We start from the raw sequence: 25,713 nt of genomic DNA, 5'->3' as shown, positions 1-25,713 counted from the left end.
GGCGAGTTGACCAAGCTGCTGGGCATCACCCGCAAGTTTGGGGTGCCGCTTCTGGAACATCTGGACAGGATCGGCGTATCGCGGCGGCACGGCGACCGCCGCATTCTGGCCGCTGCACCGGCTCCTAAGGCCGATACCCAAAAGATCGATGGCGACGGAATCCCGGTGTCCACATCCTGAGCCTGCCGGAGGCGATAAGGGTCTGGTGGCCCTCACGGTCTTCAAAACCGCTGGTTCGCCAACAGCGAACGGTGGGTTCGATTCCCATCCGCCTCCGCCACTTCCTTTTCCTGAAGCCGCGAGGACGGTGCCGATCACCGGTCCCCTGCCCCTGAATCGCGCCGCGACGATCTGGACGGCTCCGGTGTTCACACAAAGTTGACTTTCCATAAACCTGCACCTTGACTCCGGCCCAGGATTTGTGTGCAGTGCAACATAAATCCCCGTGAATGAACCTGGACGGCCGCCGCCGAATTCGAGGCGCCCAACCGAGGTCGCCCCAACATCCATGACGGCTGGAGATGTCATGATCGAGTTGTTCCTTGTGGTCTGCCTCGTTTCCGACCCCGACCGCTGCAGTGTCGAACGCCCCGCATTCCAGGAGCCGTTCGTCAATGTGATGGCCTGTTCGCGCAACGGCATGTTCCGGGCCGCCGAATGGGCGGAACAGCACCCGAAATACACCGTCCGCCGTTGGAAATGCGGACCGCGCCAGATCTGACGCGATTGACCCGGCAGGGGGTGGGTGGAGTTCGACCGATGCCGCAAAGCGCCCGGGGACGGCGCCGCTCGGCCCACCCCGAAAGACACCCACCCCTTTTGAGTGGCCCAATTCCATCCGCATCCGTGATTGTTATATAGGGCAATCATTGCTGAACCATGGGACCGTCCTCCCGGCACGCCCCCATGGGTAAGATGGGAGATTTCCGGTCATGCCTGTTCGCATTGCGTTTGTCCTCGCGGCGGCCCTGCTGTCGGCGGGTCCTGCAGCCGCCAGCCCGGCGAACGACTATCCCACGGCGGCGCGGGCCGATTACGTGATCGCCTGCATGGCGTCCAATGGCCAGTCACACATCGTGATGGAGAAATGCGCCTGCAGCATCGACGCCATCGCCGACCGCATCACCTACGACGACTACACCGCCATCGAGACGGTGAAGGTGATGGCCGACCAGCCGGGCGAGCGCGCCGGGATCTTCCGCAGCTCGGGCTGGGCCAAGGACCTGATGGACCGCTTCCGTCAGGCCCAGGTCGCCGCCGACCGCCAGTGCTTCTAAGAGGATAACGTCCGGACGCTACAGCGCCGGCTCATCCTTGCCGCTTGCGGCTGCCAGTGGAACGGTGCGGGTGAATGTGGCGCCCTTGGTGTCGTGGGCGACCACCTCCAGGCTACCGCCTTCAACCGGAACGAAACTGAAGCGGAGATTCGGATCCTCGCTGATGGAGATGTCGGTGTCCGCCTCCAGCACCGTCTGCCCGCCGACGCGGATGGCGATGGATTGGACATAGTGGGCCGGGATGTAGGTGCGGCTGATCTGATCGAACTGCAGCCCGCTGCTGTTGGGATGGCTGATCATGACCTGGGCCGTGGCCGGGCTGCCGGGGGTCAGCGTCTCCGGCAATTTCACCTTGATGCGGCCGAGGCGCGCCATAGCCTCCTGCGGGTCCTTGACGGCAGGGGCGGAACAGCCGCCGGCCGCCTTGACATAGGCTTCCGTCATCAGCAACCGGCCGTCCTCGGTCTCTCCCACGGCATGGACGTTGGTGTATTCGTTGACGCGCACGCGGGTCTCGATGCCGCTGCCGGCGCTGGCCGGGCCGAAACGGAAGGTGGCCGCCAGCGGCACCGGGTTCTTGTCGACCAGCAGCGACAGTGTCTTCAGGCGAAGCGACGGTTCGACCTCGACCCGCACCGGCACCAGCGCCGCGTCATAGGCACGGGCCGGGGCGTCGATGCGGATGCGGTCGCCGGCCTCCTCGATCGGGCGATCCTTGAAATACATGTCGTGCAGCACGTCCCAGCGCACTCCGTCGTCCGCCGCATCGCCGGCGGCGAGCACAGGCGTGGAAAAGACGACCAAAAGCCCCATCAGCGGCCCCGATAGCGGATATCGCGTCATCGCTCCCTCCCTGAATTTGTCCCGTGTCGTCCGCTCCTATTCCCATTCCAGCTCGGCGAAGGTCGCCGTGACGTTGCGCGGGTTGTATGCATCGAACAACAGCCAGCGGTCCCGTTCATCCTCCGCCACACCTGCAACGGCATCCTGGATGCTGCCGCCGGCCTTCAGCACCCGCCGCACCCCGTCCACCAAAACCGTCAGGTAACGCCGCTCAGCGTCCAGCGCGCCCGGCCAATCGACGGCTGCAGGACCATGTCCGGGAACGGCACGCACCGCCGGCACCCGCTCCAGCCTGTCGATCACCCGCAGCCAGCCAAGCGCATTGCCGTCCACCGCCGGAAGATGGTCGACGAACAGCAGGTCGCCGGCGAACAGCGTCCCCGTATTGCGGTCGAAGACGGTCAGGTCGTTGTTGGTGTGCGCCGTGGGATAGGCCGTCAACACGATGATGCGGTTGCCGAGATCGATCCGCACCTCTTCGGAAACCGGCCGGTCCACCCGGACAGGGGCGATGCCGGCCGCCGCATCCGCCCCCAGTTCGTCGGCAAGCCGCTGCCGATAGACCTCCTGCCGGGCGGCCAGCGCATCCCGGAGATTGGCATGGCCGGCGATCGGCACGTCGGCGAAGGCGGCGTCGCCGAAGACATGGTCGGGGTGCATGTGGGTGTTGATGACGACCACCGGCTTCTTGTCGGTTCGGGCGGCGATGGCCTCGCGCAGGCGTCGCCCCAACTCCGGTGTGCCGCCGGTGTCGATGACAGCCACCCCGTCGTCGCCGACGATGAAGCCCATGTTGGCAGTGTCGCCATGGTTGTCCGGCGCCGGTTCGGCAATGACGCCCTGGTGGACGAAGACTCCGGGCGCCACTTCCGTCACCGCCAACGGCTCCGCCGATGCGGACGTGGTGAACGCCATGAGGCACAGCATGGCGGCCAGCGTTAGAAAACCGCCGATCTCCAGGCTGGTCGTCATGCCCGTGTTCCTGTCTGGTCTTCTTCGCGCTTCTCCAGCAGATGGGCGAAGAGGCTGGCGACGGTGAGGTCGGCGGAGGTGCCGGGGTTGATGCCCTGCCATTTCAACCGTGCATCGAAGACGAACATATGCTCGCGCCGAAGGGCTGCCGATGATGACCCTGCCACCTGCCTGCGCACCTCGCGGGCTTCGGTCAGCACGGCCGCCGCCAGCGTCTCGCCATGTTTGCGCAGGATGTGGCTGTCGAGGAAGGGGGTCAGGAATTCCAGGTAAACGGCTTCGGCGAGTGAGACAGCATCGGCGTCCGCCAGCGACCGGGCGCAGGTGACCCCGATGTCGAAGACGTCGCGGTAGCCGTCGGCATATTGGGCGGCGATGCGGTCGCGCGACCGGGCGGCGGCCATGGCCTCGCGCAGGTTCACCGTCGCCGGGCCGGCAACGTCATGCTCCGGCGCCTGGCCCAGCCCGCCGGGCGATGCAAGGCGGATCGCTTCGAATGCAGCCTTGGCATCGTCCACCGTCAGCACCGCCAGCACATCGCCTACCCTGTCTTGCAGAGGGCGCGCGGCCGGCAACTCGGCGGCGCGGGCCAGCGGGGCACACAGAAGCAGGATACCAAGGTTGGTGTTACAGCCCACCGCCGCGCGGGTCGCCTGCACCGACCGCAGGATGCGTTCACCAACCGGGGCATGCGCCCGTGCGATCTCCGGCGCCGCGGCCTCCGCCGACAGGAGGAAGTCCTCCACCGTCATGCCGTGGCCGGCGGCGTGCACATGGACGTTGCCGGGCTTCAACGCCATCACCTCCGCCCGGCACACGGTCATGAACAGCTCTGCAACTGCGGTGCTCATCCCCCGGTCCCGCTGAAGGAGCGGTCGAGCATGTCCGGTGCAAGGCGTCCGCCATGGAAGCTGCGCCCACTGTCGAGCGCCGTCACCACCACGCGGGCCGGCGCGAACAGCAGCGGATCGATCGCGTAGAAATCCTTGTTCACCGCCGCGAACACCTCGGCAAAGGGACGCCCGTAGTCGCGGGATTCCGAGCTGGGAAGGCGTTGCGCCAGATCGGCGGCGGCATCCTCCGGCCCGGTAACGAAAAGCTGAACGGTGCCGCCGAACAGGATGGCGTCGTTGGTCCGCCCCATCGCCTCAACGAAGCCCTTGCCGGGCGGCGGCAGGGGGGCCACGCCGACGCCGTCGGCGACATGCTCCAACGGGAAGCCCAGCGCGTGCACCTTGTGCATTGCCACCTCCAGCACGCGGGCGACGATCTGCACCGTGCCGGCGAGGCTTGCCGTCGGCGTCAGCACCAGCGTCAGCCGATCCGGCGCCACCCCGCAGTCGGCCGCGATCCGCTCGACCAACGGGGCCGGCGGGGCGGCTCCGCTTTCCAGCACCAGCACGGCGTGATCGCCGCTGTCGCCATAGCCCAGCTCGTCGAACAGCGTCTCCTTGCGGGCAAGGGCGCGGCCGGGGCCGGAGCCGAGCGCGAAGAAGGAACCGTCCTCGTCCTTGTGCGACAAGCTCCAGCCGGCATATTGGCTGCCCAGGCAGGCGAGCACCGGATCGGTGCTGTGCACCGCCACCTGGAATGGCCAGCGGTCGGACTGGGTGTCGGCCTGGAGCGTCACCCGGCCCAAACCGCCCATGCACAGCTCGGCGATGCGCCGACCGGCCTCCAGCCCGCCGGAGCGGGCGATCCCGCCATCGACGATCGTTGCGCCGGCCAAATTGTCGATGCCGAGCCGCAACTGTGCCGCATCGGCGACCAGGGCGGCGGCGAGCGGGCCGGCAAGGGCCGACAGGCTGGGGCGCTGCTGCATCACTTGGCCTTTCCCGCAATGGTCCGCGCCGCGTCCATCGCGTCCTGGAAATCGAAGGCGACGGCGGAACCGCCGGTCTGCATCCGCTCCAGCAGATGGTGCTGGACCTTGAACTTGACGTTGCCGATGGCGAGCGCGCCGATGCCGACGGCGCCGGAATGGCCGGGCACCGGTGTGCCGTCATCCTGCACGCCGACGCCCTCCACCCCGGCCGGCGGCACTGCGTTGATGTCGGCCGCCACGCGCAGGCGCCTGGCCGCCCGCAAATCGTCGGCCGTCAGCACCGTGACCCCGGCCTTGCCGCAGGCGAGCACGACCTCCGCGCGCTCCATCAGCGCCGCCTTGCCGCCGGTGGAGGTGTCGGCGCAGGACAGCGTGACGCCATAGCGCCGGCCGAACTCCTCCGCCTTGCCCTGCACGGCCGAAACGCCGCGGTGGCTGACCAGGGTGACGTTGCCGCCGGCCTGTGCGGCGATCAGTCCGGCGATGCCGCCGACGACGCCGGTGGCGCCATAGACCTGGACATCCAGTCCGGCGAGGCCATCGGCTCCCGACCGCCGCAGGGCGCGTTCGACCACGGCGACCATGGCGGCGGCAGTGGTGAAGGCGCCGGACGGGTCGGCGAAGACCGAGATCAGGAAGGGCGGGAACATCGCCTTGCGCGCGACGGCGAGCATGTCCAGCGCCATGGCCGCGTCGCGCCCGCCGATGAACAGGCCGGTGCGCACCGCGTTCTTCGGGTCGCGGGAGAACATGGCGTCCTGGGTCAGCGCCTCGACCTGTGCGGTCTCGATGCCGGTGTAGGGGACCACCGTGTCGATGCCGGCATCCACCGCCATGTTGACGTCGAACGGGCTGACATTCGCCAGCGGCGTGATCATGTGCAGCACGTAAGGGGCGCTCATGCCTGCCTCCATTTCAGTCGTTCAGCGGTCAGCTCATTCGCCTGCGGCGCGCCGGATCGGAGATGCCAGCTCCGCCTCGTCCGACAGGTTCCGCACCGTCGCGCCGACATTCCGCCCGCGGCAGACCATCACCTCCAGCGGGGAACCGGCCCAGCGCTCGCGCATCTCGCCGGCCAGCCGTTCCGCCAGCGCCGCATTGCCGACGATGGCGAAGCAGGTCGGTCCCCAGGAGCTTTGGCCCACTCCGGCAATCCCCTGCGCCTCCAGCCAAGCCAGCGCCTCGGCCACCAAGGGGCTGGTGAAGCGCCCGCCCTGGGCCGGGGCGAAATGGTCGCCGACCGTCCGCTGAAGCTCGCCGATGGCCTGCCCGAACCGCTCCACATCGCTTTCGGCCAGCGCCGGCAGTGCAACCATCAGCATCAGCCGGCAGAGATGCGCCGCGGCGTCGGGCGGAAAGGGCGGCAGCCGACGGAAGGCCTCCACTTCCGGTGCTCCGTGAAGCCCATGGCCGCCGCGATGGAGCAGCAGCAGGATGCGCCAATCGTCGGGGAAGGGCGCCCGCGCGATCACCGGCGGTGCGGCGTCCAGCCCGCCCCGGCCGCCGTCCAGCAGCACCCCACCCTGCTCGAAGGCGGCCAGTCCGATGCCGGAGCGTGCTCCACGCTCTAACGCGCGGGCCAGATCGCGGGCGGCGGTGCCCCGCCCCTCCAGACAGGTGAGCGCCGTGGCGACCGCGAGATCCGTTTGGGTGCCGGAGCCCAGGCCGACATGGGACGGAATCGCCTCCTCCACCGTCACGGCGACGGCATCCGGCAGGCCCGCCTCCCGGCCCAGCCGTTCGATGCTGCGACGGACGCGGTCGGAGGATGGCCCGCTGACCGTCAGCCGGTCGGCCGGGCGGACGCGCAGGACGATGGCCGGCCGGTCGATGGCGATGCCGAGACTGCCGAAGCGGCGCCCCAACCCACCATTGAGATCGACGAAGCCGGCATGCAGGCGCGCGGGCGCACTGACCCATACCTCCCCTATCCGATTGCGCTGGTGGCTCATCTGCATTCCCTTTGCGCGGCTCATCGCACAATGTTAGCGTTACGAACAAAATTGTCCGTAGCGCGAACGAGTATCCACGCGCGGTAACCCAAACGGGGCACGGATATACAGGGAGGAAAACGGGCATGACCGGACCGCTCCGCCTGTCAAAGATCAGACATGGCCGACGATCGTCGGCTCAATTCCGGGCTTTATGCTTGGACGTCTCCCGGCGAAGACCTCCGCTCTTCTCGAACCACCCGGATTGACTGCGTTTTCACGCGAAAGCGACTTTTCCGCTCAGCCGATTTGGGGGGCCATGACCTTCCACCCCGACATTCTCTGTCCATTCTGCGGCCTCGGCTGCGGTGACATCGGGATCGACCTGGATGATTCCGGCATCGCCCCCCGGCCCAGCGGCTGCCCGCAAGCCGACCGGCTGTTCCGCCGGTCCGCGGCGGTGCCGACCGACGCCCGCATGAGCGGAACCGCCGTTTCCATGGACGATGCCATCGCCGAGGCGGCCCGGCTGCTTGCCGAAAGCCACGCACCGCTGATCGCCGGGCTGGCAACCGATGTGGATGGCGTCCTCTCCGCTTTGACCCTGGCCGAACGCATCGGGGCGACGGTGGACCATGAGCGATCCGACGCGCTGTTCCGCAATCTGGCGGCATTGCGCCGCTTCGGCTGGTCGACCACAACGCTGGCGGAACTGCGCAACCGTTGCGACCTCGTCCTCGTCGTCGGCCCGGACCCGGCTGCCGCCTTTCCGCGCCTGTGGGAACGGTGGGTGGTTCCGGAACCGGCGTTCGTACCCGATGGAGCGCGAAGCGTCGTCTTCCTGGGTGGGGAGCCGCTGCCGGAGACGGCACAACTCCTGGGCGGACAAATCGAAACGGTCGATCCGGGGGCCAGAGACCTCGCCATGCTGGTCACCGGCTTACGGACGGCGCTTGCCGGTCGGGCAGCGGCCGGCGATCCGATGACCGAACTGGCGGCCCGCCTGCGTGCCGCCCGCTATACGGTGGTAATCTGGGCGGCAGGGCTGTTCCAGGGGCCGCAGCCGGACATGATCGTGGAGGGTCTGGTCCGGCTGATCCGTACCGTGGACGGCACCACCCGCTGTTCCGGCCTGCCGCTGTCCGGTGCCGACAACCTGATCGGCGCCAATCAGGCCTGTGGCTGGCGCACCGGCTTTCCTTTGCGCACCGGCTTCGACGCCGGGTTACCGCTGCACGATCCGGAACGGTTCGACTGGCGCCGCCGCCTGCAGGATGCCGACGTGACCTTGTGGATTTCCGCCTTCCGTCCGGAGATGCCGGAGTTCAGCACGAACGGCACGGTCATCATACTGGCGCCGCCGGAGATGACCATAACGCCGGAACCGGCGCTATTCATTCCGGTGGGAACGCCGGGCATCGATCATGCCGGCGACGTGTTCCGCGCCGACAGCGTGGTCGCCCTGCATGCCGGGATGTTGATCGACCGCGGCCTGCCCAGCGTTGCTGGGGTGATCGGCCGCATCCTGGCGGCACTGGACCAAACCGCGAAAGTCAAGGAGACCGCCGGATGCTGACGAAGCTTGCCGGCGGACGGCTGTTCGACCCGGCCAATGGCCGGCATGGCGAGGTCGCCGACCTCTGGCTGCGGGACGACCGCGTCACCGCCAATCCGGGGCCGGGAGCCACGCCTGACAGCGTGTACGATGTGACCGGCAAAGTGGTGATGGCCGGCGCCATCGACATCCACAGCCACATCGCTGGCGGCAAGGTCAACCTCGCCCGCATGCTGATGGGGGAGGAGCACGACCGGCACCGCTTCACCGGCAGCGCCTGCGGCTGCGGTGGGGGCAGCGGCATCGCCACCCCCTCCACCCACACCACCGGCGCCCGCTACATCGAGATGGGGTTCACCGCCGCCTTCGAGCCGGCGATGCTGGGATCCAACGCCCGGCACGCGCATCTGGAGATGAGCGACATCCCCTATATCGACACCGGCGGCTATCTGGTGCTGGGAAACGACGATTTCCTGCTGGACTTGATCGCCACCAACGCCGGGCAGGCGGCGGTCAACGATTATGTCGCCTGGATGCTGACGGCGACTCAGAGCCTTGCCGTCAAGGTCGTCAATCCCGGCGGCATCAACGCCTTCAAGTTCAACGCGCGCAAGCTCGACCTCGACGAGGCGGGGCCGCACTACGGCGTCACGCCGCGCACCGTCCTGACCGTGCTGGCCCGCGCGGTGTACGAGTTGGGATTGCCGCACCCGCTGCATGTCCATGGCTGCAACCTCGGCATCCCCGGCAATGTGGCGACGACGCTCGACACCATTCAGGCGGCGTCGGGCCTGCCCATGCACATGACGCACATCCAGTTCCACAGCTACGATACGGCGGGCGACCGCAAATTCTCCTCCGGCGCCGCGGCGCTGGCGGAGGCGGTGAACAGGACGCCGACGCTGTCGGTGGATATCGGGCAGGTCATGTTCGGACAGACCGTGACCGCGTCGGCCGATACCATGGCGCAGCGCCACACCGCCCCGCTGGCCCATCCGCGCAAATGGCTGGCGATGGACATCGAATGCGAGGCGGGATGCGGCGTGGTGCCCTTCCGCTATCGCGACAAATCCTATGTCAACGCCCTGCAATGGGCGATCGGGCTGGAGCTGTTCCTGCTGCTCGACGATCCGTGGCGGGTGTTCCTGACCACCGACCACCCGAACGGCGCGCCCTTCACCTTCTATCCGGAGTTGATCCGGCTGCTGATGGACCGCGATTACCGCTTGGCGAAGCTGGCGGAGATCCATCCCGACGCGCCGGCCCACACCACGCTGGGCTCGATCACCCGCGAATACACCCTGGCCGAGATCGCCATCATGACACGCGCGGCGCCGGCCCGCATCCTGGGGCTTGCCGACCGCGGCCATCTGGCGCCGGGCGCCTCTGCCGACGTGACCGTCTACAGCGACTTAGCAGACCGCCGCGCCATGTTCGAGCGCCCCGATCTGGTGTTCAAGAGCGGCAAGCTGGTGGTGCGCGACGGCGCGCTTGTGGCGATGGCGCAGGGCTCCACCCATGTCGTCCGTCCCGGCTTCGATGAACTGATCGAGCGCCGCATCGCCCGCTATTTCGACGAGCGCATCGGCTTGGCCATCAAGCATTTCCGCATCCAGGACGCGGAAATCCGCCACGGCGCCGGGCCGCAGCTTCACCCCTGCAAGCGGCGGGAGGTGCCGTGATGGCGGAGATGCGGATCAACGGCGTGCGCATCGAGGACACGTTTGCAGAAGCGTTTCCGATGACCTACACGCGGCTGGTCATCACCGCCGATACGCCCGCCTGGGTGGATGCGGCGACGTCCAGCCTGACCGGATTCGCCACCTCCGTCATCGGCTGCGGTTGCGAGGCGGCGGTGGAGCGCCTGCTGACGCCGGAGGAGACGCCGGACAGCCGGCCGGGTGCGGCGGTGATGATCTTCGGCATGTCCAGCGGCGACCTCGCCAAGCTGGTGGTCAACCGTGTCGGGCAATGCATCATGACCTCGCCGGGGTCGGCCTGCTATGCCGGGCTTCTCCAGGGGGCCAAGCGCATCCCGCTCGGCAATGGACTGCGCTACTTCGGCGACGGGCACCAGATCTCCAAGAAGTTCGGCGATCGCCGATTCTGGCGCCTGCCGGTGATGGACGGGGAGTTCGTCTGCGAGGACAGCGTCGCCGTGGCCAAGGGGATCGGCGGCGGCAACTTCCTGATCCTGGCCGCCAGCCACCGCCAGTGCCTCGCCGCGGCGGAGGCGGCGGTCGCGGCGATCCGGCCGCTGCCGGGCATCATCCTGCCCTTTCCCGGCGGCGTGGTACGCTCAGGATCGAAGGTCGGGTCGAAATACAAGGCGCTGATCGCCTCCACCAACACGCGCTTCTGCCCGACCCTGCGGGCGGTCGAACCGGAAACGCTGCTGTCCCCGGATGTCGAGGCGGTGCTGGAACTGGTGCTGGACGGCACCGACGAGGCCGCGATCCGCACCGGCATGCGGGCCGGCATCGCAGCAGCCGCAGCCGGCGGCCCGGCGGCCGGCGTACTGGCGATCACCGCCGGCAATTACGGCGGAAAACTCGGGCCGCACCACTTCCACCTCCACGAGGTGATGGCATGAGCGGTCTGACCCTGACCTTCCGCGGCGATGCCGGGACAATCGTGGACATGTCATCCCTGCTGCCGGACCGGCTGGCCGGCCAGACGGCGGAGGACATTGCCGGGCTGCCGCTTCCCTGCGGCGGGGGGGTGACGACGGTCGGCGAGATGTTCGAGCTTTCGACTGGCGACGCGGCTGAAGCAATGCTCATCCGGCCGGGGGAGGCCGTCCTGCACCGCATCGGCGCCGGCATGGCGTCCGGCCGCATCCTGGTGGAGGGAGACGTCGGCAGTCACGCCGGAGCCGGAATGAGCGGCGGCCTTCTGCGCATCACGGGCAATGCCGGCGACGCGCTGGGAGGCGCCCTGCCCGGCCTGCCGCTGGGGATGCGGGGCGGGCTGATCAGCGTCGGCGGCAGTGCCGGGGACCGCGTTGCCGAGCGGATGCGGCGGGGGATCGTCCTCGTCGACGGCATGGTCGGTGTCTATGCCGCCGGTTTCATGATCGCCGGGACGCTGGCAGCCGGCGGGGGATGCGGTCCGCATCCGGGCTTCGGTATGCGCCGCGGCACGCTGCTGATGGGCCGGCGGCAGGATGCGGTGCCCGACGGGTTTGCCGATGGCGGCACGCGTGACTGGCTGTTCCTGCATCTGCTGCGGCGCGGATTGGAGGGGACCGGAAGCTGGTTCGAACGTGCGGGCACCACCCGCGCCCATCGGTTCATCGGCGACCTTGCGGAAGGAGGGCATGGTGAGATTCTGGCGATGGTCTGAACGAAGAACCGACTTATGGAGGCGCCGCCTTGCGGCTTTGGTCCTGCCGGTCATCGGGTTGACGGCCCTTGCGGCACCAGCCACTGCCCAGGGGACCGGTCCGCAGGACGGCGGCGCCAAAGTGATGCTGATCGGCTATCTCGCCCGCCAGGAGGACCCGCGCACGCCGCTGAGTTTCCTGGAGCCGGTCGCGACCGACGAGGGGCTTCAGGGCGCCCGGCTGGCACTAGCCGACAACAACACCACGGGCCAGTTCCTCAACCAGAGCTACCGGCTGGTGGAACAGGCCCTGCCGCAGGACGGCGACATCTCCGCCGGCGTGAAGGCGCTGGCCGAAGAGGGGGTGCGGTTCGTGGTTGCCGACCTGCCGGCCGACGCGCTGCTCGCCGCCGCCGACCGGCCGGAAGCCAAGTCCATGCTGCTGTTCAACGCGCGCGCCACCGACGACGCGCTGCGCAACGAACAGTGCCGGGCCAACATCCTTCACACCGCCCCCAGCCGGCGCATGCTGGCCGATGCGCTGGCACAGTATCTCGCCTGGAAGAAATGGACGCGGTGGAGCCTGCTGGTCGGCCGCGATCCCGGCGATGCGCTCTATGCCGAGGCCGTCCGTCGCGCGGCCAAGCGCTTCGGCGGCCGGATCGTCGACGAGAAGTCCTGGACTTTCGACACCGGAAACCGGCGCACCGACACCGGCGTCACCACCATCCAGTCGGACATCCCGCTCGCGACCCAGGGGCCGGATTATGACGTGCTGATCGTCGCCGACGAAGCCGGCGATTTCGGCGACTATCTCGATGGCCGCACCTGGTATCCCCGACCGGTCGCCGGCACCCAGGGGCTGACCTCCACCGCGTGGTCGCGGGTGAACGAGCAGTGGGGCGGCACCCAACTGCAAAGCCGGTTCGAGAAGCTGGCCGGCCGCTGGATGACTCCGCGCGACTATGCCGCCTGGCTTGCCGTGCGCAGCATCGGGGAGGCCGCGGCCCGCACCAACGCCACCAGCTTCGACGACCTGACCGCCTACTTGCACAGCCCCGATTTCGAACTGGCCGGCTTCAAGGGCGAAGCGCTGTCCTTCCGCGCCTGGAACGGGCAGATGCGCCAACCCATCCTGATCGCCGGGCCAAGGATGCTGGTTTCAGTGTCACCACAGGAGGGATTCCTGCACCCGGTGACACCTCTCGACACGCTCGGCGACGATGCGCCGGAAAGCAAATGCCGTCTCAACCGATAGGGCGGACCACACCATGCGATTCCTGATGTCCTGCACCATGCTGCTTCTCGCCGGTCCGGTCCTGTTGGCCGAGCCCGTGTTTGCCGAAACCATCTTCGTGTCCAACGAAAAAGACAACCAGATCGCCGTGGTCGACGGCGACAGCCTGCAGATCAAGAACAAGATCAAGGTCGGCCGCCGGCCGCGCGGCATCACGCTGAGCGCCGACGGAACGCAGCTCTATGTCTGCGTCGGCGACGACAACCGCATCGACGTGGTGGACATCGCCAGCGGCAAGGTCGTCCACACCCTACCCTCCGGCCCCGATCCGGAGTTGTTCGTGCTGTCTCCGGACGGCAGGAAGCTCTATGTCGCCAACGAGAACGACAACATGGTGACGGTCATCGACGTCGCCGACCGCAAGGCGATCGGCAACATCCAGGTCGGCGTCGAGCCGGAGGGAATGGGAATCAGCCCGGACGGCAAGATCCTGGTCAACACCTCCGAAACCACCAACATGGCGCATTTCATCGACACGGAGAAACACACCGTCATCGGCAATGTGCTGGTGGACAGCCGTCCGCGCGTCGCCCGCTTCACCGACGACGGCAAACAGGTCTGGGTGTCGAGCGAGATCGGCGGCACAGTCAGCGTGATCGATCCGGCGGCGCTCAAGGTCATCAAGAAGATCAGGTTCGAGGTGAGAGGCGTCCGGCGCGAAGCCATCCAGGCCGTCGGCATCCAGATGACCAAGGACGGAAAACGGGCCTTTGTGGCGCTGGGACCGGCCAACCGGATCGCAGAGATCGACACCGACAGCTTCGAGGTGAAACGCTATTTCCTTGTCGGACAGCGCGTCTGGAACCTCGCCTTCTCGCCCGACGAGAAACGGCTCTACACCACCAACGGCATCAGCAACGATCTGTCGGTGATCGACCTGGAGCGCAACAAGGTGATCAAGAGCATCCCGGTCGGCGGCGCACCATGGGGAATCGTCGTCAAGCCTTGAGGCGGCCCAGGCGATGCGGAGCATGACGGAACCCACGGCCGGACCTGCCGGTTGAGGCAAGAGGCCGGGTGCGTCGGCGACCGTCGACGGCGGCCCGGCCTCTTGGGAGGTGAAATCATGGAGAAGCATCCAGAAGAACAGCCGCCGACGCCCGGCAAGAAGAGTGTTCTGAACGACAAGGCCGAGTTCGAGAAGGACGAGGGCAAAGACACCGTATCGCATATGGGCGATGAGAGCGGCAAGGACAGGGCCGACCGGCCGCCGGATGCCGCGCGCGGCACAACCAAGCGGTCATGACCTCCTTGCCACGATTGTCCATTTCCGGAGACATGCGATGAAATCCTTCAAGACACTGCCCCTGAACAGCCTTGCATGCGCCGCCGGCCTTGCCGTCGGCATCGCCATCGCCGCGCTGCCGGCCTCCGCCCAGTCGTCAGGGAACAGTTCGACAGGCAGCACTGCGACCGGCAACAGCGCGACCGGTACCAATTCGTCCGACAGCACCGGACAGCTGCCGCCCAACTCGCTTCCCGCCGAGCGCAATGGAGCTATCGGTGGTGCGCCGGTTCCGCAGGGCAGTTCCGGCTCCTCAACCGAGGGTGCCACGTCGCCCACCGGACAGCTTCCCAAAGACTCTCTGCAAAAAGAACGGCAGGGTGCGATCGGCGGGCATTCGGTCACCCAGGGCGGCTCCGGCCAGTCGGATGACAAGAAGGACAAGCAGTAACCGGCACCTCTCGCCCGGCTTTATGACATGATCGCGGCCGCTGCCACCGAAGATGGGGTAGCACTGTCCGAAAGGCCGTGCCATCCCGGCCAGGACCAGGGAAGCGGGAAGGCGGCGGCTGCGATTTCAAGTTACTCCGAACCTCTTTTGAGAGTTTGTTGGCAAAACAAACAAGATGCCATAATGGCTGCCGTGACCGACGCCGTGCCCGCAGGTATCCAGTGATCAGTCATGCTGGATCGGCGCGACCGGCGTGCCCCGCATGACCTGCGGCGGTCCTCCAATGATTTCAAAATGCATGGGAGAAAGCGGCGATGGGCATGTGGCAGGGGTCATCCCCGAAAATCAATCGTGTGCTGGTGGGCGAATCGCTGGTCGGTGACGGCAATGAGGTCGCCCATATCGACCTGATCATGGGACCGCGCGGCAGCGCCGCGGAGACCGCCTTCTGCAACGCGCTGACCAACAACAAGGACGGCTTCACCAGCCTTCTGGCGGTCATCGCCCCCAATCTGCAATGCAAGCCCTCGACCATCCTGTTCAACAAGGTGACGATCAAGGGTGCCGAGCAGGCTGTGCAGATGTTCGGCCCGGCCCAGCATGGCGTCGCCAAGGCGGTCGCCGACTGCGTCGCCGCAGGAACCATCCCGCAGGACGAAATCGACAACATCTTCATCTGCGTCGGCGTCTTCATCCACTGGGAGGCCAAGGACAACGCCAAGATCCAGGATTACAACTACCGGGCCACCAAGGAAGCGATCGAACGCGCGGTGTCGGGATACCCGACCCTCAAGGATCTGCAGAACCAGAAGGACTCGGCGAAGCATCCGTTCGCCGCCTGACCGGGGCCGATGCCCCGCCTTGCCGGATGTCGGCAGCGGCCGGCGGTCGTGACGCGACCGCCGGCCGCTGTCCGTCGTGATCGACCTGAAAAACGGGGTGGATGCGGCGCCCGACCGACCGACGGGGAAGGACGGAATACCTTCAGCCTTCCAAGCATTTGACAGTCCGTAACGTGGCAGGCAGCGTTACGGACGATCCGCAGCACGCTGGATAGACTTTTAGGAAAATAAATCTTTCTTTCAATACCGCGCCAAATCAGCAGCCATTGCGTAGAATTATTCCAGTTCTAAGAAACACCGCTTCCGGCATTCCTTTTGCGCCGCACAAAGAACTAGCCATAATTATCACGACGCTATCCGTTCGGGTTATGGTCGCTTCGGCGCGGCACGGGTAGAATTTCCTAATGGGCTTCCCCGGCAATCCTGCCTGATCGCCCATTCCAGCGGAGGAATCGGACATGAAGACTTGGCGCAAGCCGACGATTGTCGAGATTTCGGTCGGCACCGAGATCAACGCCTACGCCTGTGCCGGTTTGTAACCGGCGCATTTGAACGGCAAGGGTGACCCTTCCCTCAAACATCCGTCCACGCTTTCCACTCAGCATCTTCCACTCAGGCCGGCTGCGGCTCGAAATGGGCGAAGAACTGCCCGGTTCCGTCAGGAGCGCTCGCATCATAATGCAGCGCGCAGAGCCGCAGCCGGCCGGCATCGCCCAATTCCGGGCCTGACAGCATGCTGTGAAAGCTCTCCCCACCAAGCAGGCGATGCGCGGTGGTGAGATACAGCCGCGAAAGCCGTCTGTCCCGCACCATGGTGTCGAGCATCCGCGGTCCGGTCAGCAGATAGAGGCTGCGGAAGCCCATGTTGCCCAGTTCGCGGACCAATGGTCCACCCTCCACAGACATTCCGGTTCCTGCGATCAGCACCTCGTATCCGGCAGCGCGCCAGCGGGCGACCCGGTCGGGCGGCGCCCCGCCACCGGTTGCGATGAGCACGCGCTGACCATGGCGCGCCGGCGAGTCCGGCATCGAGAATTCCAGGCTGGCGCTGGCGACGACCACGGCCGGCTGCGGCGGAAGGCCGTTGTCGGCACGCCATTGCGCAAGCTCCCGCGTTGCCTCCTGTGTGCCGACCTGCAGAACATCATCCAGCCGCCCAGCCGCGAGGTCGCGCAGATAGCCGCCATGGGTGACGAGACAATCCGCCTGCGCCTGAAGTTCGAGGAACAGGCGGAAGTCGTTGCCGCTGACCAGCCCGGCCGGCAGCCGGCTTTCCCCGGTCGCGGGATCGCGCAGCGCGATGCGTCCGTCGAGACTGCCGACGAAGCTGGCATAGACGAAGGGGGCGGCGGCACTTCCCCGCTCATGCAGGCGGTGGGCGAGATAGGTGCCGGGAAGTGCGATCTCCTCCGGTTTGCCGGGATAGAGCCGAAGCATGCGTGCGGTCACCGCAGCCCTCCCGACGCGCCGGCATCGACCCGGCGAAGGAAATCGGCGGCAAGCGCATCGGCGATATCGACCTTGCTGACCGACTGCAATCCCTGCCATGCGGGCATCGAGTTGACCTCCAGCACCAGCCAGCGGCTTTCGTCGCCGGGGGCGGGAATGAGATCGACGCCGGCATAGTCCGCGCCGACCGCGGCGGCGGCCCGCACCGCCAGATCGGCGACGGCGCCTTCGGGGATCAACGCCTCGCAGCTGGCACCCTGATGGACATTGGTGATCCAGCTGCGGCCATGGCGGATCATCGCCGCCACCGCAACACCGCCGACCACGAAGACCCGGCAGTCGCGCCATTCGCCCTCCCGGTGAGGCGGCACGAAGGGCTGCAGGTAATAGACGCCGGCGACGGCTTCTGGCTCCGGCACCTCGTCCGGCCGCGACAGGCGGCGCAGGCCGCGCCCCTGGGCGCCGAACAGCGGCTTCAACACGCAATCCGGCGAGTCCGCCACCGCGGCGCGTGCCAGTTCGGCGGACTGGACGGCCACGGACAGCGGCGTCGGCAGGCCGGCATGGGACAACAGGAAGCTGGTGGTGCTCTTGTCCACACAGCGTTCGATGGCGCCCGCCGCGTTGTAGACCGGCACTCCCAGACGATCCAGCGCATGGAGCACCCCCAGCCGCATGGTCACCTGTTCGAAGCTGCCCTGCCCGACCACGCGCACGAAGGCCCCGGACGGCAGCGCATCGCCGAAGCCCGGCAGCAGAAGCCCCGTCTCGGTGCGTCCTACGGCGAAGCCGCAGCCGTTCAGCGGGACGCGCCGGCATTCGACTCCCCGGCGCGTGATCGCCCGCTCCAGCCGCGCCGCATGCCAGTCGGCCCCGTCGGTGAACAAAGCGACCACACCGGTCATGCTGCCTCCGCCAAAGCATGGTGCAAATACAGCTCACGCGCGCGCCGGCCGGCAAGGCGCCTGGCCTCCGGCAGGTCGGCCGCGTCGGCAATCACGGTGCAGAGCGGAGCGCCCGCAGGAATGCGCGCGGGCGTGCGCGGACGGTCGGCAGCCCAGTCCGGCCAGCACAAGCCGTCCTGCAGCAGGATCGGCGCGGTGCTGTAAACCACCATGGCGGCACGGCAGCCGGTGAGCGGCGGCAGTTTGGCCGGCAGCCTCCCGGCACAGGCGGCCAGATGCAGACCGAAAAGACTGGGCATTGGCGGCCGGTCGAACAGGTCGAGCGTCGCACCCGGCCGCGGATTGATCTCCAGCAGGCACCAGCCGGCCGGTCCTGCCAGGAAATCGGCGCTGTTGAGCCCGACCAGCCCCACCGCGGCAGCGATCCGCGACACTGCATCGATCATCGCCGCGGCGGTCCCGCCGGAAGCCGGCATGGGGCCGACCGCTCCACCATAGCGGTAGGGTTGGCCGGGAGCCGGCGCCACCCATTGCCGGCTGAAGCCGATTGGCAGCACACGGTGGCCATTGGCCAGGAACAGCAGGGACGCCGGACGCCCGGCGCTGCGGCGCTGAGCATAATGGCCGGCCGTCAATCGCGAGGAGGCCGGCCGGATGTGAGCACCACCGCTAGCGCCCGCACGCTTCATCAACCAACCCCCGGCGTCGGCCGGCGGCGCCGTGGCGACCTCCGGATGCGGAATACCGAGGCTGGCGAGCAGGTCTGCAAAGGCGAACGGATCCTTCAACCGCGCCACCGTTTCCGCCCGGTTGCCGATCACCGGCCGGCCGCGTGCAAGTGCCGTCAGCAGTTCAGGCCTATCTTCGAACCCGGTGCCATAGACAAGCGGCAGCCTGCAAAGATCCGGCGCGGCCAGCGCCCGTTGCAATGCCGCGGCGGGAATGCGCAGTTGCCGTGACGGCAACGTCAGGCACGGGTCGGCCAGGGCGGTTGTATCGGTATCGGCAAACAGGTCCACCGCAGCGACGCGCAGCCCGTCGCGGCAAGCGCTGGCCACCAGCGCCCGCGCCGACAGCGCCACCACCACGAATTCCGGGACTGCCGTCGCGGTCAAGCTCCGCTCCCCTTGCGAAAGCATCTTGAACATTCATTCGCAATCCCAACAATCATGCGCAGCAGCCATATTTGCAATGACCCTTCCGAACAACGGCCCGTGCCGTCCACCTGACGCTGTTCGGGTACGGGGCAGGGCACCCGCCTGGGGGAAGACTGGATGTATGAAGCCGCAATGCCTGCGGACCCTCCGTCGATTCCCGCGATCCACGGCCCTCCCGCCCTGGCCGTGGAGGAATTGAGCCACAGTTTCGGCAAGCGGGTGGCGCTGGACCACGTGTCCTTCGCCGTGCCGCCTGGCGGCTTCACAATGCTGCTCGGCCTCAATGGCGCGGGAAAGACCACACTGTTTTCGCTGATCACCCGGCTCTATTCCAACCGCACCGGCGCCATCCGCATCTTCGGCTTCGACCTGCGGCGCCAGCCGACCCGCGCGCTGGAGCGGATCGGCGTGGTGTTCCAGCAGCCGACGCTCGACCTCGACCTGACCGTCCGTCAGAACCTGCGCTACCATGGTGGCCTGCACGGAATGGCGCCATCCGACTGCGAAGCCCGTGCGCGGGAGGAGCTGGCCCGCATCGGACTGGCCGAGCGCGCCGACGACAAGGTCCGGGCATTGTCCGGCGGGCAGCGGCGACGGGTGGAAATCGCCCGCGCGCTGCTGCACCGGCCGAACCTGCTGCTTCTTGACGAGCCGACGGTCGGGCTGGACACCGAGTCGCGCCGCCAAATCCTTGGCCATGTCCGTGCGCTCTGCCGTGAGCAGGGGCTGGCGGTCCTGTGGGCCACCCATCTGCTGGACGAGGCGAGGGACGAGGATTCCGTCGTCATCCTGCATCAGGGACGGCTGCGCGCGTCCGGCAGCGTGCGCGCGGTCTGTGCCGAGTCGGGCAGCGCCACTCTGCCCATCGCCTTCGCCGCCTCGACGACCGGGGAGCGCCGGCCATGAGCGCCGCCACCTATTGGTGCTGCCTGCGCAGCATCATCGTGCGCGAGGGGCTGCGCTTCCTGCATCAGCGCGAACGCTTCTTCGCGGCGCTGGTCCGGCCGCTGGTCTGGCTGGCGATCTTCGCCGTTGGCTTCCGCGCCGTGCTGGGCGTGTCGATCATCCCGCCCTACGAGACCTACATCCTCTATGACGAATATGTCGTGCCCGGCTTGGTCGCGATGATCCAGCTGTTCAACGGCATGCAGAATTCCCTCTCGATGGTCTACGACCGCGAGATGGGGAGCATGCGGACGCTGCTGGTCAGTCCGCTGCCGCGCTGGTACCTGCTGGTCGCCAAGCTGCTGGCCGGCGTCGCGGTGTCGATCGCACAGGTCTATGTCTTCCTCGGCATCGCATGGCTGTGGGGGGTGGAGCCGCCGCCGCTGGGCTATCTCGCGGCACTGCCGGCATTGCTGCTCAGCGGGCTGATGCTGGGGGCGCTCGGCCTGCTGCTGTCGTCCTTTGTGAAGCAGCTGGAGAATTTCGCCGGGGTAATGAACTTCGTGATCTTCCCGATGCTCTTCGCTTCCTCAGCCCTCTATCCGCTCTGGCGCATCAGGGAAGGCAGCCCGACGCTGTACCAGATCGCCGCCTGGAACCCGTTCACGCAGGCGGTGGAACTGATCCGCTTCAGCCTGTATCTCCGAGTCGACGTGACGGCGTTGCTTTGGGTGACCGGCTGTCTGGTGCTGTTCCTGGGCGCCGCGGTTCTGGCATACGATCCCGGTCGCGGCTTCTGGGCACGAAGGGGCGGCCCGGCCGAACAGGCCTGAACTTCGGAACGGCAGCTTCACAGCATATCAACTTTCGAAGTAATCCTTTTCCTCATACCTGCCCTCTATTTCGATTCTTCCAAAAACTTTCGCACGGCGGCGGAAAATAATCTTCACAGCCTGTCTTTGTTTGAGCACACTGAATATCAGTTTCGCCAACATAGTGCGGGGCAGTTTAGAACCCCGCCAACGCCCGTGCTCCGGCATTTTGATCCGGCGCACCCGCGATGCCGAAGCAGTGTGAAATCGGAGCGTCGGGAGCCCATACCGCCCGACGCCCGCCGGTTGACGTCACGCATCGATTATCGAGGGAGAATACCCTCTCGAAGACCGCACTTACACAAGCAGCTGCCTGCCGCCGCAAAGTCCCTGGGACCACCGCCAAAAAACGGGAGGAAACACATGAACCCCTTTGTGCGCTGTCTGCTCGTCACCGCCGCGATCCAGGCGGCCACCGCCACGGTCGCCGTCACCGGCGCTTTCGCCAACGACGACACCATGAAGAACCAGAAGGATCCGGCCAATTGGGCGCTGCAGCTCGGCAACTATGCCGGCCAGCGCTACAGCACGCTCGACCAGATCACCCCCAACAATGTGAAGAACCTGCGGCCGGTGTGGCAATTCTCCACCGGCGTGCTCCGCGGCCACGAAGGCGGTCCCATCGTCGTCGGCGACACGATGTACATCTCCACCCCGTTCCCCAACATCGTCTATGCGCTCGACCTCAACGACAACGGCCGTATCAAGTGGAAGTATGAGCCCAAGCAGGATTCGTCGGTCATCCCGGTGATGTGCTGCGACACCGTCACCCGCGGCGTGGCGGTGGCCGGCAACAAGCTGTTCCTGGGACAGGCCGACAACACGCTGGTGGCGCTGGACACCGAAACCGGCAAGGTTCTGTGGTCGGCCAAGAACGGCGACGCCACCAAGGGCGAGACGCTGACCGCCGCCCCGCTGGTGGTGAAGGACAAGGTCTATGTCGGCATCAGCGGCGGCGAGTTCGGCGTGCGCGGCCACCTGACGGCCTACGACATCAACACCGGCAAGCAGGTGTGGCGGGCCTATTCGACCGGTCCCGACAAGGACGTGATGATCGACCCGCAGAAGACGATGATGCTCGGCAAGCCGATCGGCGAACCGGATCTCGGCATCAAGACCTGGCCGGCGGACCAGTGGAAGATCGGCGGCGGCACCACCTGGGGCTGGTACACCTACGATCCCGAACTGAACCTGATTTATTACGGCACCGGCAACCCGGGAACCTGGAACCCGACGCAACGCGCCGTCGACAAGGACCGGGCCAAGAGCGACAACAAATGGTCGATGACCATCTTCGCCCGCGATGCCGACACCGGTCAGGCGAAATGGGTGTTCCAGAAGACGCCCTTCGACGAATGGGACTATGACGGCGTGAACGAGAATATCCTGGCCGACATCAACATCGGCGGCCAGCAGCGCAAGGTCCTGGTCAACATGGACCGCAACGGCTTCGGCTACACGCTCGACCGCAACACCGGCGAGCTTCTCGTTGCGAAGAAGTTCGATCCGACCGTCAACTGGGCGAGCGAGATCGACATGAAGACCGGCCGCCCGAAGGTGAACGACAAATACAGCACCTTCGCCCAGGGCGAGGACCATAACTCCACCGGCATCTGCCCGGCGGCGCTGGGATCCAAGGACCAGCAGCCGGCGTCCTACTCGCCGGACAGCGGCCTGATCTATGTGCCGACCAACCACATCTGCATGGATTACGAGCCGTTCAAGGTCGAGTATTCCGCCGGCCAGCCTTATGTCGGTGCGACGCTCAGCATGTATCCGGCTCCGAATTCGCATGGCGGCATGGGCAACTTCATCGCCTGGGACCCGGCGGCCGGCAAGATCGTCTGGTCGAAGCCCGAACGCTTCGCGGTGTGGAGCGGCGCCCTGTCGACCAAGGGCGGCGTCGGCTTCTACGGGACGCTGGAAGGCTATCTGAAGGCGTTCGACCTGAAGGACGGCAAGGACCTGTACAACTTCAAGACCTCGTCCGGCATCATCGGCAACGTCAACACCTACATGCACAAGGGCAAGCAGTATATCGCCGTGCTGTCGGGTGTCGGCGGCTGGGCCGGCATCGGGCTGGCGGCCGGACTGACCGGCGAGCAGGAAGGCCTGGGCGCGGTCGGCGCACACAAGGCGCTGGGCGAATACACCCAGCTGGGCGGCACGCTGACCGTCTTTGCCCTGCCCGACAACCAGTGATGTACCGGCAGTGATGAGCAGGCAGTGATGCACAGGCGGGCGCCGGCTCCCAGGAGGGCCGGAGCCCGCCCTTTCCAAGCTGATGGTGCCTACGCAAAGGCAGTGGGGAGAAAGAGCAAGATGCCCAAATACCTGATCGGGCTGTGCGCCGCCGTCGGGTTCACCGCGACCCTGACCCTCGGTACCGCATTCGGCCAGCAGGATACCGCACAGAAGACAACCCAGAACCAGACATCGCCGGATGGAAAATCGACCCAGGAGGCGAAGGTCGCCAATCCGGAAGACCTCGTGGATGACCAGGGCGTGCCGCTCTACATGGTCAAGGACGGCAAGGTGGATAAGGGGACCTACAACGGCTATCGGCGCTATGCCTCGTCCTGCCATGTCTGCCATGGACCGGACGGGCTCGGCTCGTCCTTCGCGCCGGCGCTGGTCGATTCGCTCAAGCGGATGGACTATTGGCAGTTCACCGACGTGGTGACCAACGGCCGCACCAACATGGGCGCCACCGGCGACAAGGTTATGCCGACCTTCGGCTCCGACCCGAACGTGATGCTGAACCTCGCCGACATCTACCGCTATCTCAAGGCTCGTTCCGACGACAAGCTCGGCCGTGGCCGGCCCGAGCGGATCAAGTCGGCATCGTGAGCCCGGCATGACCCGCCGCCCTGCCCTTCCCCCCTATGCCCTGCTGCTGGCCGTCGCGCTCTGCGCGGCGGCTGTGCCCGCCCGGGCCGCGGCTGTGCCGGCGGAGGGCATTCCGACCGACGTGCTGCGCGTCTGCGCGGATGCCAACCTGCTGCCCTTCTCCAACGACCGTGGCGAGGGGTTCGAGAACCGGATCGCCCGGCTGATCGCCGACGATCTGAAGGTAAAGCTGGCCTTCACATGGTGGCCGCAGACCATCGGCTTCGTCCGCAACACGCTGCGCACCCGCCAGTGCGATCTGGTGATGGGGACCGCGGTCGGCGAAGAGCTGATGCAGAACACCAACCCCTATTACCGGTCCACCTATGCGCTGGTCTACCGAAAGGATTCCGGGATCACCGCCAAGTCCCTGGCCGATCCGTCCCTGCAAGGGGCGCGGATCGGCGTTGTCGCCCGCACGCCGCCATCCACCGTGATGCTGCGCCATGGGCTGACCAACCTGGAGCCCTACCAGCTCGACACCGATACGCGCGCCCACCATCCGGCGCAGCGGGCGGTGGAGGACGTTGCGGCGGCACGCACCGACGCGGCTATCGTCTGGGGCCCCATCGCCGGCTATTTCGCCGCCCGGCAACAGGTGCCGATGGCGGTCGTGCCGCTGATGGACGAGCCGGGAACCACGCCCTTCCAATACATGATCTCCATGGGCATCCGCCCGGACGAGCCGGACTGGCGGCATTGGCTGAACGACTTCATCATCCGCCGCCAGGACGACATCGACCGCATCCTCGCCGAATATCATGTCCCGCTCGCCAATGCCGACGGCACAATCCGGGCGGAGGTGGCCGAGCCGGACGGCTATCGCATGGCCGATTACCGGGCTCCCACCCCGCCTGGTCTGCGCGGCGCAGAAACGGTGGGTCCGGCGGAGGTCGAGCAGCTGGCGAAGGACGGCGCCATCCTGATCGACGTTCTGCCGACACCGCCGAAGCCCGAGGGGCTGACGTCCGAAAGCCGCTGGGTGCCGCCGCCGCATCGCAGCCTGCCCGGCACGCATTGGCTGCCGAATGTCGGCTATGGCGCGCCGTCTGCGGAGCAGGAAACCTATTTCCGCACGAACCTTGAGAGGCTGACCGCCGGCGACCGCAAGCGCCCGCTGGTGGTCTTCTGCCAACCGGATTGCTGGATGAGCTGGAACGCAGCCAAGCGCGCGGTCGCCCTGGGGTATCAGGCGGTCAAATGGTATCCGGCCGGCACCGAAGGCTGGAAGGCGGCGGGACACGAGCTGGTCACTGTCGAACCGGAACCCCCGCCGGATTCGCAGCCGATATCCAAGGTGGCGAACTGAGCAATGGGCTCAGGACAGAAGCGCCGACAGCATCCGGGCGATCTGGCCGAGCCGCTGTTCGATCAGGGCCGGCTGCTCGCACACCGCGCCCTGCGCCCGCCGGCGGTCGTCAAGGATGCGGCGGTCCCAGGCGATGGCATCCTTGATCTCCTTCGCCCGGGCCGGATCGTCCGACGCGGCATCGAGATCGCGCAAGGCCACGGCAATGCGCTCGCGCAAGGCCCGCTGGTGCTGGGCATAGCGCTCGATGGATGCGATGGCGGCGCTGCGCCGGCGGTCCAGCGTCTGAAAGGTGCCGGCGAAAGCCAGGGTGATCCGATGGTCCCGCTGTTCCTGCTCAGCCCCCTGCTTCTCCGGACCGGCAAGGGCCTCTGCCTCCGGCTCCAGGGTGGCGGGGTCGACGCTGTCGTCGGACGCCCGCCGGACCAGCGTGGCGACCGCCGGATCACGCTGCCACACGTCCCCCAGCCCGTCGATCGACGGACCGTCCCAGATGGACGCGGGCGACAGGCTCGGGACCAGGATCTGCTGACAGGGCCAATCGGGATTCTTCGGGTCCTGCGCCCAGCCGGCGGCAGGCAACCCGACGATCACGGCCGTGGCCAGAACCGCGGCGAGGGCGGTTCCAAGGGTGGAGGAATATCGTTGCATGGCAAGAATGATGGCCTCGCCAACGATTGGACGCAATCGGAACCGGTGCGCAAA

At 66.9% G+C, this 25,713-nt stretch carries 28 protein-coding genes and 1 tRNA gene; 19 read left to right on the top strand and 10 right to left on the bottom strand.

Annotated features, from left to right (window positions below; all coding sequences use genetic code 11):
- The first annotated feature begins 6 nt into the window (after positions 1-6).
- The 4 genes from B9N97_RS02785 (at position 7) to B9N97_RS02770 (ending at position 1,277) form a co-directional block, all read left to right on the top strand.
- A complete protein-coding gene (locus B9N97_RS02785) occupies positions 7-180 on the top strand; it encodes a SelB domain-containing protein (protein WP_167393172.1) in 174 nt (57 codons plus the stop codon).
- Positions 181-187: 7 nt separating this feature from the next.
- Positions 188-280, top strand: a tRNA-Sec gene (locus B9N97_RS02780).
- Between the two features lie 246 nt (positions 281-526).
- Entirely contained in the window at positions 527-721 is a 195-nt protein-coding gene (locus tag B9N97_RS02775; protein WP_085083057.1) for a hypothetical protein, read from the top strand.
- A 211-nt stretch (positions 722-932) separates the two neighbouring features.
- Positions 933-1,277: a hypothetical protein gene (locus B9N97_RS02770; protein WP_085083055.1), complete on the top strand. Its 345-nt coding sequence runs from the start codon at positions 933-935 to the stop codon at positions 1,275-1,277.
- 18 nt (positions 1,278-1,295) lie between these two features.
- On the opposite strand, the gene B9N97_RS02765 is transcribed toward B9N97_RS02770, so the two are convergent.
- The 6 genes from B9N97_RS02765 to B9N97_RS02740 are packed head-to-tail and all read right to left on the bottom strand — an operon-like array spanning position 1,296 to position 6,869.
- Positions 1,296-2,120, bottom strand: a complete 825-nt coding sequence (locus tag B9N97_RS02765) for a quinoprotein dehydrogenase-associated SoxYZ-like carrier (protein ID WP_085083053.1) — start codon at positions 2,118-2,120, stop codon at positions 1,296-1,298.
- A 36-nt stretch (positions 2,121-2,156) separates the two neighbouring features.
- Positions 2,157-3,092 (bottom strand): quinoprotein relay system zinc metallohydrolase 2, encoded by a 936-nt coding sequence (locus B9N97_RS02760; protein ID WP_244560516.1) that lies wholly within the window; start codon positions 3,090-3,092, stop codon positions 2,157-2,159.
- Positions 3,089-3,943: a triphosphoribosyl-dephospho-CoA synthase gene (locus tag B9N97_RS02755; protein WP_085083051.1), complete on the bottom strand. Its 855-nt coding sequence runs from the start codon at positions 3,941-3,943 to the stop codon at positions 3,089-3,091. The genes B9N97_RS02760 and B9N97_RS02755 overlap by 4 nt, the downstream gene beginning before the upstream one ends.
- Positions 3,940-4,914, bottom strand: coding sequence for a methenyltetrahydromethanopterin cyclohydrolase (mch, locus tag B9N97_RS02750; RefSeq protein WP_085083049.1), 975 nt, complete (start codon positions 4,912-4,914; stop codon positions 3,940-3,942). The genes B9N97_RS02755 and mch overlap by 4 nt, the downstream gene beginning before the upstream one ends.
- The gene (locus tag B9N97_RS02745) at positions 4,914-5,819 is read right to left on the bottom strand and encodes an NAD(P)-dependent methylenetetrahydromethanopterin dehydrogenase (RefSeq protein ID WP_085083315.1); all 906 of its coding nucleotides are present in this window, start codon (positions 5,817-5,819) and stop codon (positions 4,914-4,916) included. Before B9N97_RS02745 ends, mch begins: the two co-directional genes overlap by 1 nt.
- 33 nt (positions 5,820-5,852) lie before the next feature.
- Positions 5,853-6,869, bottom strand: coding sequence for a beta-ribofuranosylaminobenzene 5'-phosphate synthase family protein (locus B9N97_RS02740; protein WP_085083313.1), 1,017 nt, complete (start codon positions 6,867-6,869; stop codon positions 5,853-5,855).
- 298 nt (positions 6,870-7,167) lie between these two features.
- On the opposite strand from B9N97_RS02740, the gene B9N97_RS02735 reads away from it, so the two are divergent.
- From B9N97_RS02735 to pqqA, 10 genes are all read left to right on the top strand, one after another.
- Complete coding sequence (locus tag B9N97_RS02735) at positions 7,168-8,424, top strand: formylmethanofuran dehydrogenase (RefSeq protein WP_085083047.1); 1,257 nt, start codon at positions 7,168-7,170, stop codon at positions 8,422-8,424.
- Positions 8,418-10,085 (top strand): formylmethanofuran dehydrogenase subunit A, encoded by a 1,668-nt coding sequence (locus tag B9N97_RS02730; RefSeq protein ID WP_085083045.1) that lies wholly within the window; start codon positions 8,418-8,420, stop codon positions 10,083-10,085. The genes B9N97_RS02735 and B9N97_RS02730 overlap by 7 nt, the downstream gene beginning before the upstream one ends.
- Entirely contained in the window at positions 10,085-10,996 is a 912-nt protein-coding gene (fhcD, locus tag B9N97_RS02725; RefSeq protein WP_208621120.1) for a formylmethanofuran--tetrahydromethanopterin N-formyltransferase, read from the top strand. Before B9N97_RS02730 ends, fhcD begins: the two co-directional genes overlap by 1 nt.
- The gene (locus tag B9N97_RS02720) at positions 10,993-11,748 is read left to right on the top strand and encodes a formylmethanofuran dehydrogenase subunit C (protein WP_085083043.1); all 756 of its coding nucleotides are present in this window, start codon (positions 10,993-10,995) and stop codon (positions 11,746-11,748) included. Before fhcD ends, B9N97_RS02720 begins: the two co-directional genes overlap by 4 nt.
- 58 nt (positions 11,749-11,806) lie before the next feature.
- Complete coding sequence (locus B9N97_RS02715; protein WP_244560515.1) at positions 11,807-12,985, top strand: ABC transporter substrate-binding protein; 1,179 nt, start codon at positions 11,807-11,809, stop codon at positions 12,983-12,985.
- A 13-nt stretch (positions 12,986-12,998) separates the two neighbouring features.
- A complete protein-coding gene (locus B9N97_RS02710) occupies positions 12,999-13,973 on the top strand; it encodes a PQQ-dependent catabolism-associated beta-propeller protein (protein ID WP_143266322.1) in 975 nt (324 codons plus the stop codon).
- 117 nt (positions 13,974-14,090) lie between these two features.
- On the top strand, positions 14,091-14,270 hold the full coding sequence (locus B9N97_RS02705; protein ID WP_085083039.1) for a hypothetical protein: 180 nt from the start codon (positions 14,091-14,093) through the stop codon (positions 14,268-14,270).
- A gap of 37 nt (positions 14,271-14,307) precedes the next feature.
- Positions 14,308-14,700, top strand: coding sequence for a hypothetical protein (locus tag B9N97_RS02700; protein ID WP_085083037.1), 393 nt, complete (start codon positions 14,308-14,310; stop codon positions 14,698-14,700).
- A gap of 314 nt (positions 14,701-15,014) precedes the next feature.
- Entirely contained in the window at positions 15,015-15,542 is a 528-nt protein-coding gene (gene fae, locus B9N97_RS02695) for a formaldehyde-activating enzyme (RefSeq protein WP_280174727.1), read from the top strand.
- Between the two features lie 458 nt (positions 15,543-16,000).
- Entirely contained in the window at positions 16,001-16,081 is an 81-nt protein-coding gene (gene pqqA / locus B9N97_RS36880; RefSeq protein ID WP_085083035.1) for a pyrroloquinoline quinone precursor peptide PqqA, read from the top strand.
- Between the two features lie 73 nt (positions 16,082-16,154).
- Here the strand turns inward: pqqA and B9N97_RS02685 are convergent, their stop codons facing one another.
- The 3 genes from B9N97_RS02685 to B9N97_RS02675 are packed head-to-tail and all read right to left on the bottom strand — an operon-like array spanning position 16,155 to position 19,044.
- Complete coding sequence (locus B9N97_RS02685) at positions 16,155-16,991, bottom strand: RibD family protein (RefSeq protein WP_208621118.1); 837 nt, start codon at positions 16,989-16,991, stop codon at positions 16,155-16,157.
- The gene (locus tag B9N97_RS02680; RefSeq protein ID WP_085083033.1) at positions 16,988-17,896 is read right to left on the bottom strand and encodes a RimK family alpha-L-glutamate ligase; all 909 of its coding nucleotides are present in this window, start codon (positions 17,894-17,896) and stop codon (positions 16,988-16,990) included. Before B9N97_RS02680 ends, B9N97_RS02685 begins: the two co-directional genes overlap by 4 nt.
- Positions 17,893-19,044, bottom strand: coding sequence for an ATP-grasp domain-containing protein (locus B9N97_RS02675; RefSeq protein WP_085083031.1), 1,152 nt, complete (start codon positions 19,042-19,044; stop codon positions 17,893-17,895). The genes B9N97_RS02680 and B9N97_RS02675 overlap by 4 nt, the downstream gene beginning before the upstream one ends.
- A gap of 141 nt (positions 19,045-19,185) precedes the next feature.
- Between B9N97_RS02675 and B9N97_RS02670 the strand changes: the two genes are divergently transcribed.
- The 5 genes from B9N97_RS02670 (at position 19,186) to B9N97_RS02650 (ending at position 25,008) form a co-directional block, all read left to right on the top strand.
- A complete protein-coding gene (locus B9N97_RS02670; RefSeq protein ID WP_085083303.1) occupies positions 19,186-19,959 on the top strand; it encodes an ABC transporter ATP-binding protein in 774 nt (257 codons plus the stop codon).
- Positions 19,956-20,771 carry an ABC transporter permease gene (locus B9N97_RS02665; RefSeq protein ID WP_085083029.1) on the top strand — a complete coding sequence of 272 codons (816 nt, stop codon included), beginning with the start codon at positions 19,956-19,958 and terminating at the stop codon, positions 20,769-20,771. The genes B9N97_RS02670 and B9N97_RS02665 overlap by 4 nt, the downstream gene beginning before the upstream one ends.
- 402 nt (positions 20,772-21,173) lie before the next feature.
- Positions 21,174-23,012, top strand: a complete 1,839-nt coding sequence (locus tag B9N97_RS02660) for a methanol/ethanol family PQQ-dependent dehydrogenase (protein WP_085083027.1) — start codon at positions 21,174-21,176, stop codon at positions 23,010-23,012.
- A gap of 120 nt (positions 23,013-23,132) precedes the next feature.
- Entirely contained in the window at positions 23,133-23,660 is a 528-nt protein-coding gene (locus tag B9N97_RS02655) for a c-type cytochrome (RefSeq protein ID WP_085083025.1), read from the top strand.
- A 7-nt stretch (positions 23,661-23,667) separates the two neighbouring features.
- Positions 23,668-25,008, top strand: coding sequence for a quinoprotein dehydrogenase-associated putative ABC transporter substrate-binding protein (locus B9N97_RS02650; RefSeq protein ID WP_085083023.1), 1,341 nt, complete (start codon positions 23,668-23,670; stop codon positions 25,006-25,008).
- 9 nt (positions 25,009-25,017) lie between these two features.
- Here B9N97_RS02650 and B9N97_RS02645 read toward each other — a convergent pair whose 3' ends face one another.
- Positions 25,018-25,659: a hypothetical protein gene (locus B9N97_RS02645; RefSeq protein WP_244560514.1), complete on the bottom strand. Its 642-nt coding sequence runs from the start codon at positions 25,657-25,659 to the stop codon at positions 25,018-25,020.
- Positions 25,660-25,713: the final 54 nt, after the last annotated feature.

It is taken from the genome of Azospirillum oryzae (genome assembly GCF_900177515.1).
GTDB classification, from domain to species: Bacteria; Pseudomonadota; Alphaproteobacteria; order Azospirillales; family Azospirillaceae; genus Azospirillum; species Azospirillum oryzae_A.
Note: the sequence above shows the minus strand (reverse complement) of the source record. Positions and strands in the feature narration are given on the sequence as shown.

Coding starts and splice junctions, on each gene's coding strand:
- fae (WP_280174727.1), top strand. CDS start 15,015: ATGGGCATGTGGCAGGGGTCATCCCCGAAAATCAATCGTGTGCTGGTG.
- B9N97_RS02665 (WP_085083029.1), top strand. CDS start 19,956: ATGAGCGCCGCCACCTATTGGTGCTGCCTGCGCAGCATCATCGTGCGC.
- B9N97_RS02775 (WP_085083057.1), top strand. CDS start 527: ATGATCGAGTTGTTCCTTGTGGTCTGCCTCGTTTCCGACCCCGACCGC.
- mch (WP_085083049.1), bottom strand. CDS start 4,914: ATGCAGCAGCGCCCCAGCCTGTCGGCCCTTGCCGGCCCGCTCGCCGCC.
- B9N97_RS02730 (WP_085083045.1), top strand. CDS start 8,418: ATGCTGACGAAGCTTGCCGGCGGACGGCTGTTCGACCCGGCCAATGGC.
- B9N97_RS02740 (WP_085083313.1), bottom strand. CDS start 6,869: ATGAGCCACCAGCGCAATCGGATAGGGGAGGTATGGGTCAGTGCGCCC.
- B9N97_RS02705 (WP_085083039.1), top strand. CDS start 14,091: ATGGAGAAGCATCCAGAAGAACAGCCGCCGACGCCCGGCAAGAAGAGT.
- B9N97_RS02655 (WP_085083025.1), top strand. CDS start 23,133: ATGCCCAAATACCTGATCGGGCTGTGCGCCGCCGTCGGGTTCACCGCG.
- B9N97_RS02755 (WP_085083051.1), bottom strand. CDS start 3,943: ATGAGCACCGCAGTTGCAGAGCTGTTCATGACCGTGTGCCGGGCGGAG.
- B9N97_RS02680 (WP_085083033.1), bottom strand. CDS start 17,896: ATGACCGGTGTGGTCGCTTTGTTCACCGACGGGGCCGACTGGCATGCG.
- fhcD (WP_208621120.1), top strand. CDS start 10,085: ATGGCGGAGATGCGGATCAACGGCGTGCGCATCGAGGACACGTTTGCA.
- B9N97_RS02760 (WP_244560516.1), bottom strand. CDS start 3,092: ATGACGACCAGCCTGGAGATCGGCGGTTTTCTAACGCTGGCCGCCATG.
- B9N97_RS02645 (WP_244560514.1), bottom strand. CDS start 25,659: ATGCAACGATATTCCTCCACCCTTGGAACCGCCCTCGCCGCGGTTCTG.
- B9N97_RS02735 (WP_085083047.1), top strand. CDS start 7,168: ATGACCTTCCACCCCGACATTCTCTGTCCATTCTGCGGCCTCGGCTGC.
- B9N97_RS02745 (WP_085083315.1), bottom strand. CDS start 5,819: ATGAGCGCCCCTTACGTGCTGCACATGATCACGCCGCTGGCGAATGTC.
- B9N97_RS02675 (WP_085083031.1), bottom strand. CDS start 19,044: ATGTTCAAGATGCTTTCGCAAGGGGAGCGGAGCTTGACCGCGACGGCA.
- B9N97_RS02700 (WP_085083037.1), top strand. CDS start 14,308: ATGAAATCCTTCAAGACACTGCCCCTGAACAGCCTTGCATGCGCCGCC.
- B9N97_RS02650 (WP_085083023.1), top strand. CDS start 23,668: ATGACCCGCCGCCCTGCCCTTCCCCCCTATGCCCTGCTGCTGGCCGTC.
- B9N97_RS02770 (WP_085083055.1), top strand. CDS start 933: ATGCCTGTTCGCATTGCGTTTGTCCTCGCGGCGGCCCTGCTGTCGGCG.
- B9N97_RS02710 (WP_143266322.1), top strand. CDS start 12,999: ATGCGATTCCTGATGTCCTGCACCATGCTGCTTCTCGCCGGTCCGGTC.
- pqqA (WP_085083035.1), top strand. CDS start 16,001: ATGAAGACTTGGCGCAAGCCGACGATTGTCGAGATTTCGGTCGGCACC.
- B9N97_RS02660 (WP_085083027.1), top strand. CDS start 21,174: ATGAACCCCTTTGTGCGCTGTCTGCTCGTCACCGCCGCGATCCAGGCG.
- B9N97_RS02670 (WP_085083303.1), top strand. CDS start 19,186: ATGCCTGCGGACCCTCCGTCGATTCCCGCGATCCACGGCCCTCCCGCC.
- B9N97_RS02765 (WP_085083053.1), bottom strand. CDS start 2,120: ATGACGCGATATCCGCTATCGGGGCCGCTGATGGGGCTTTTGGTCGTC.
- B9N97_RS02720 (WP_085083043.1), top strand. CDS start 10,993: ATGAGCGGTCTGACCCTGACCTTCCGCGGCGATGCCGGGACAATCGTG.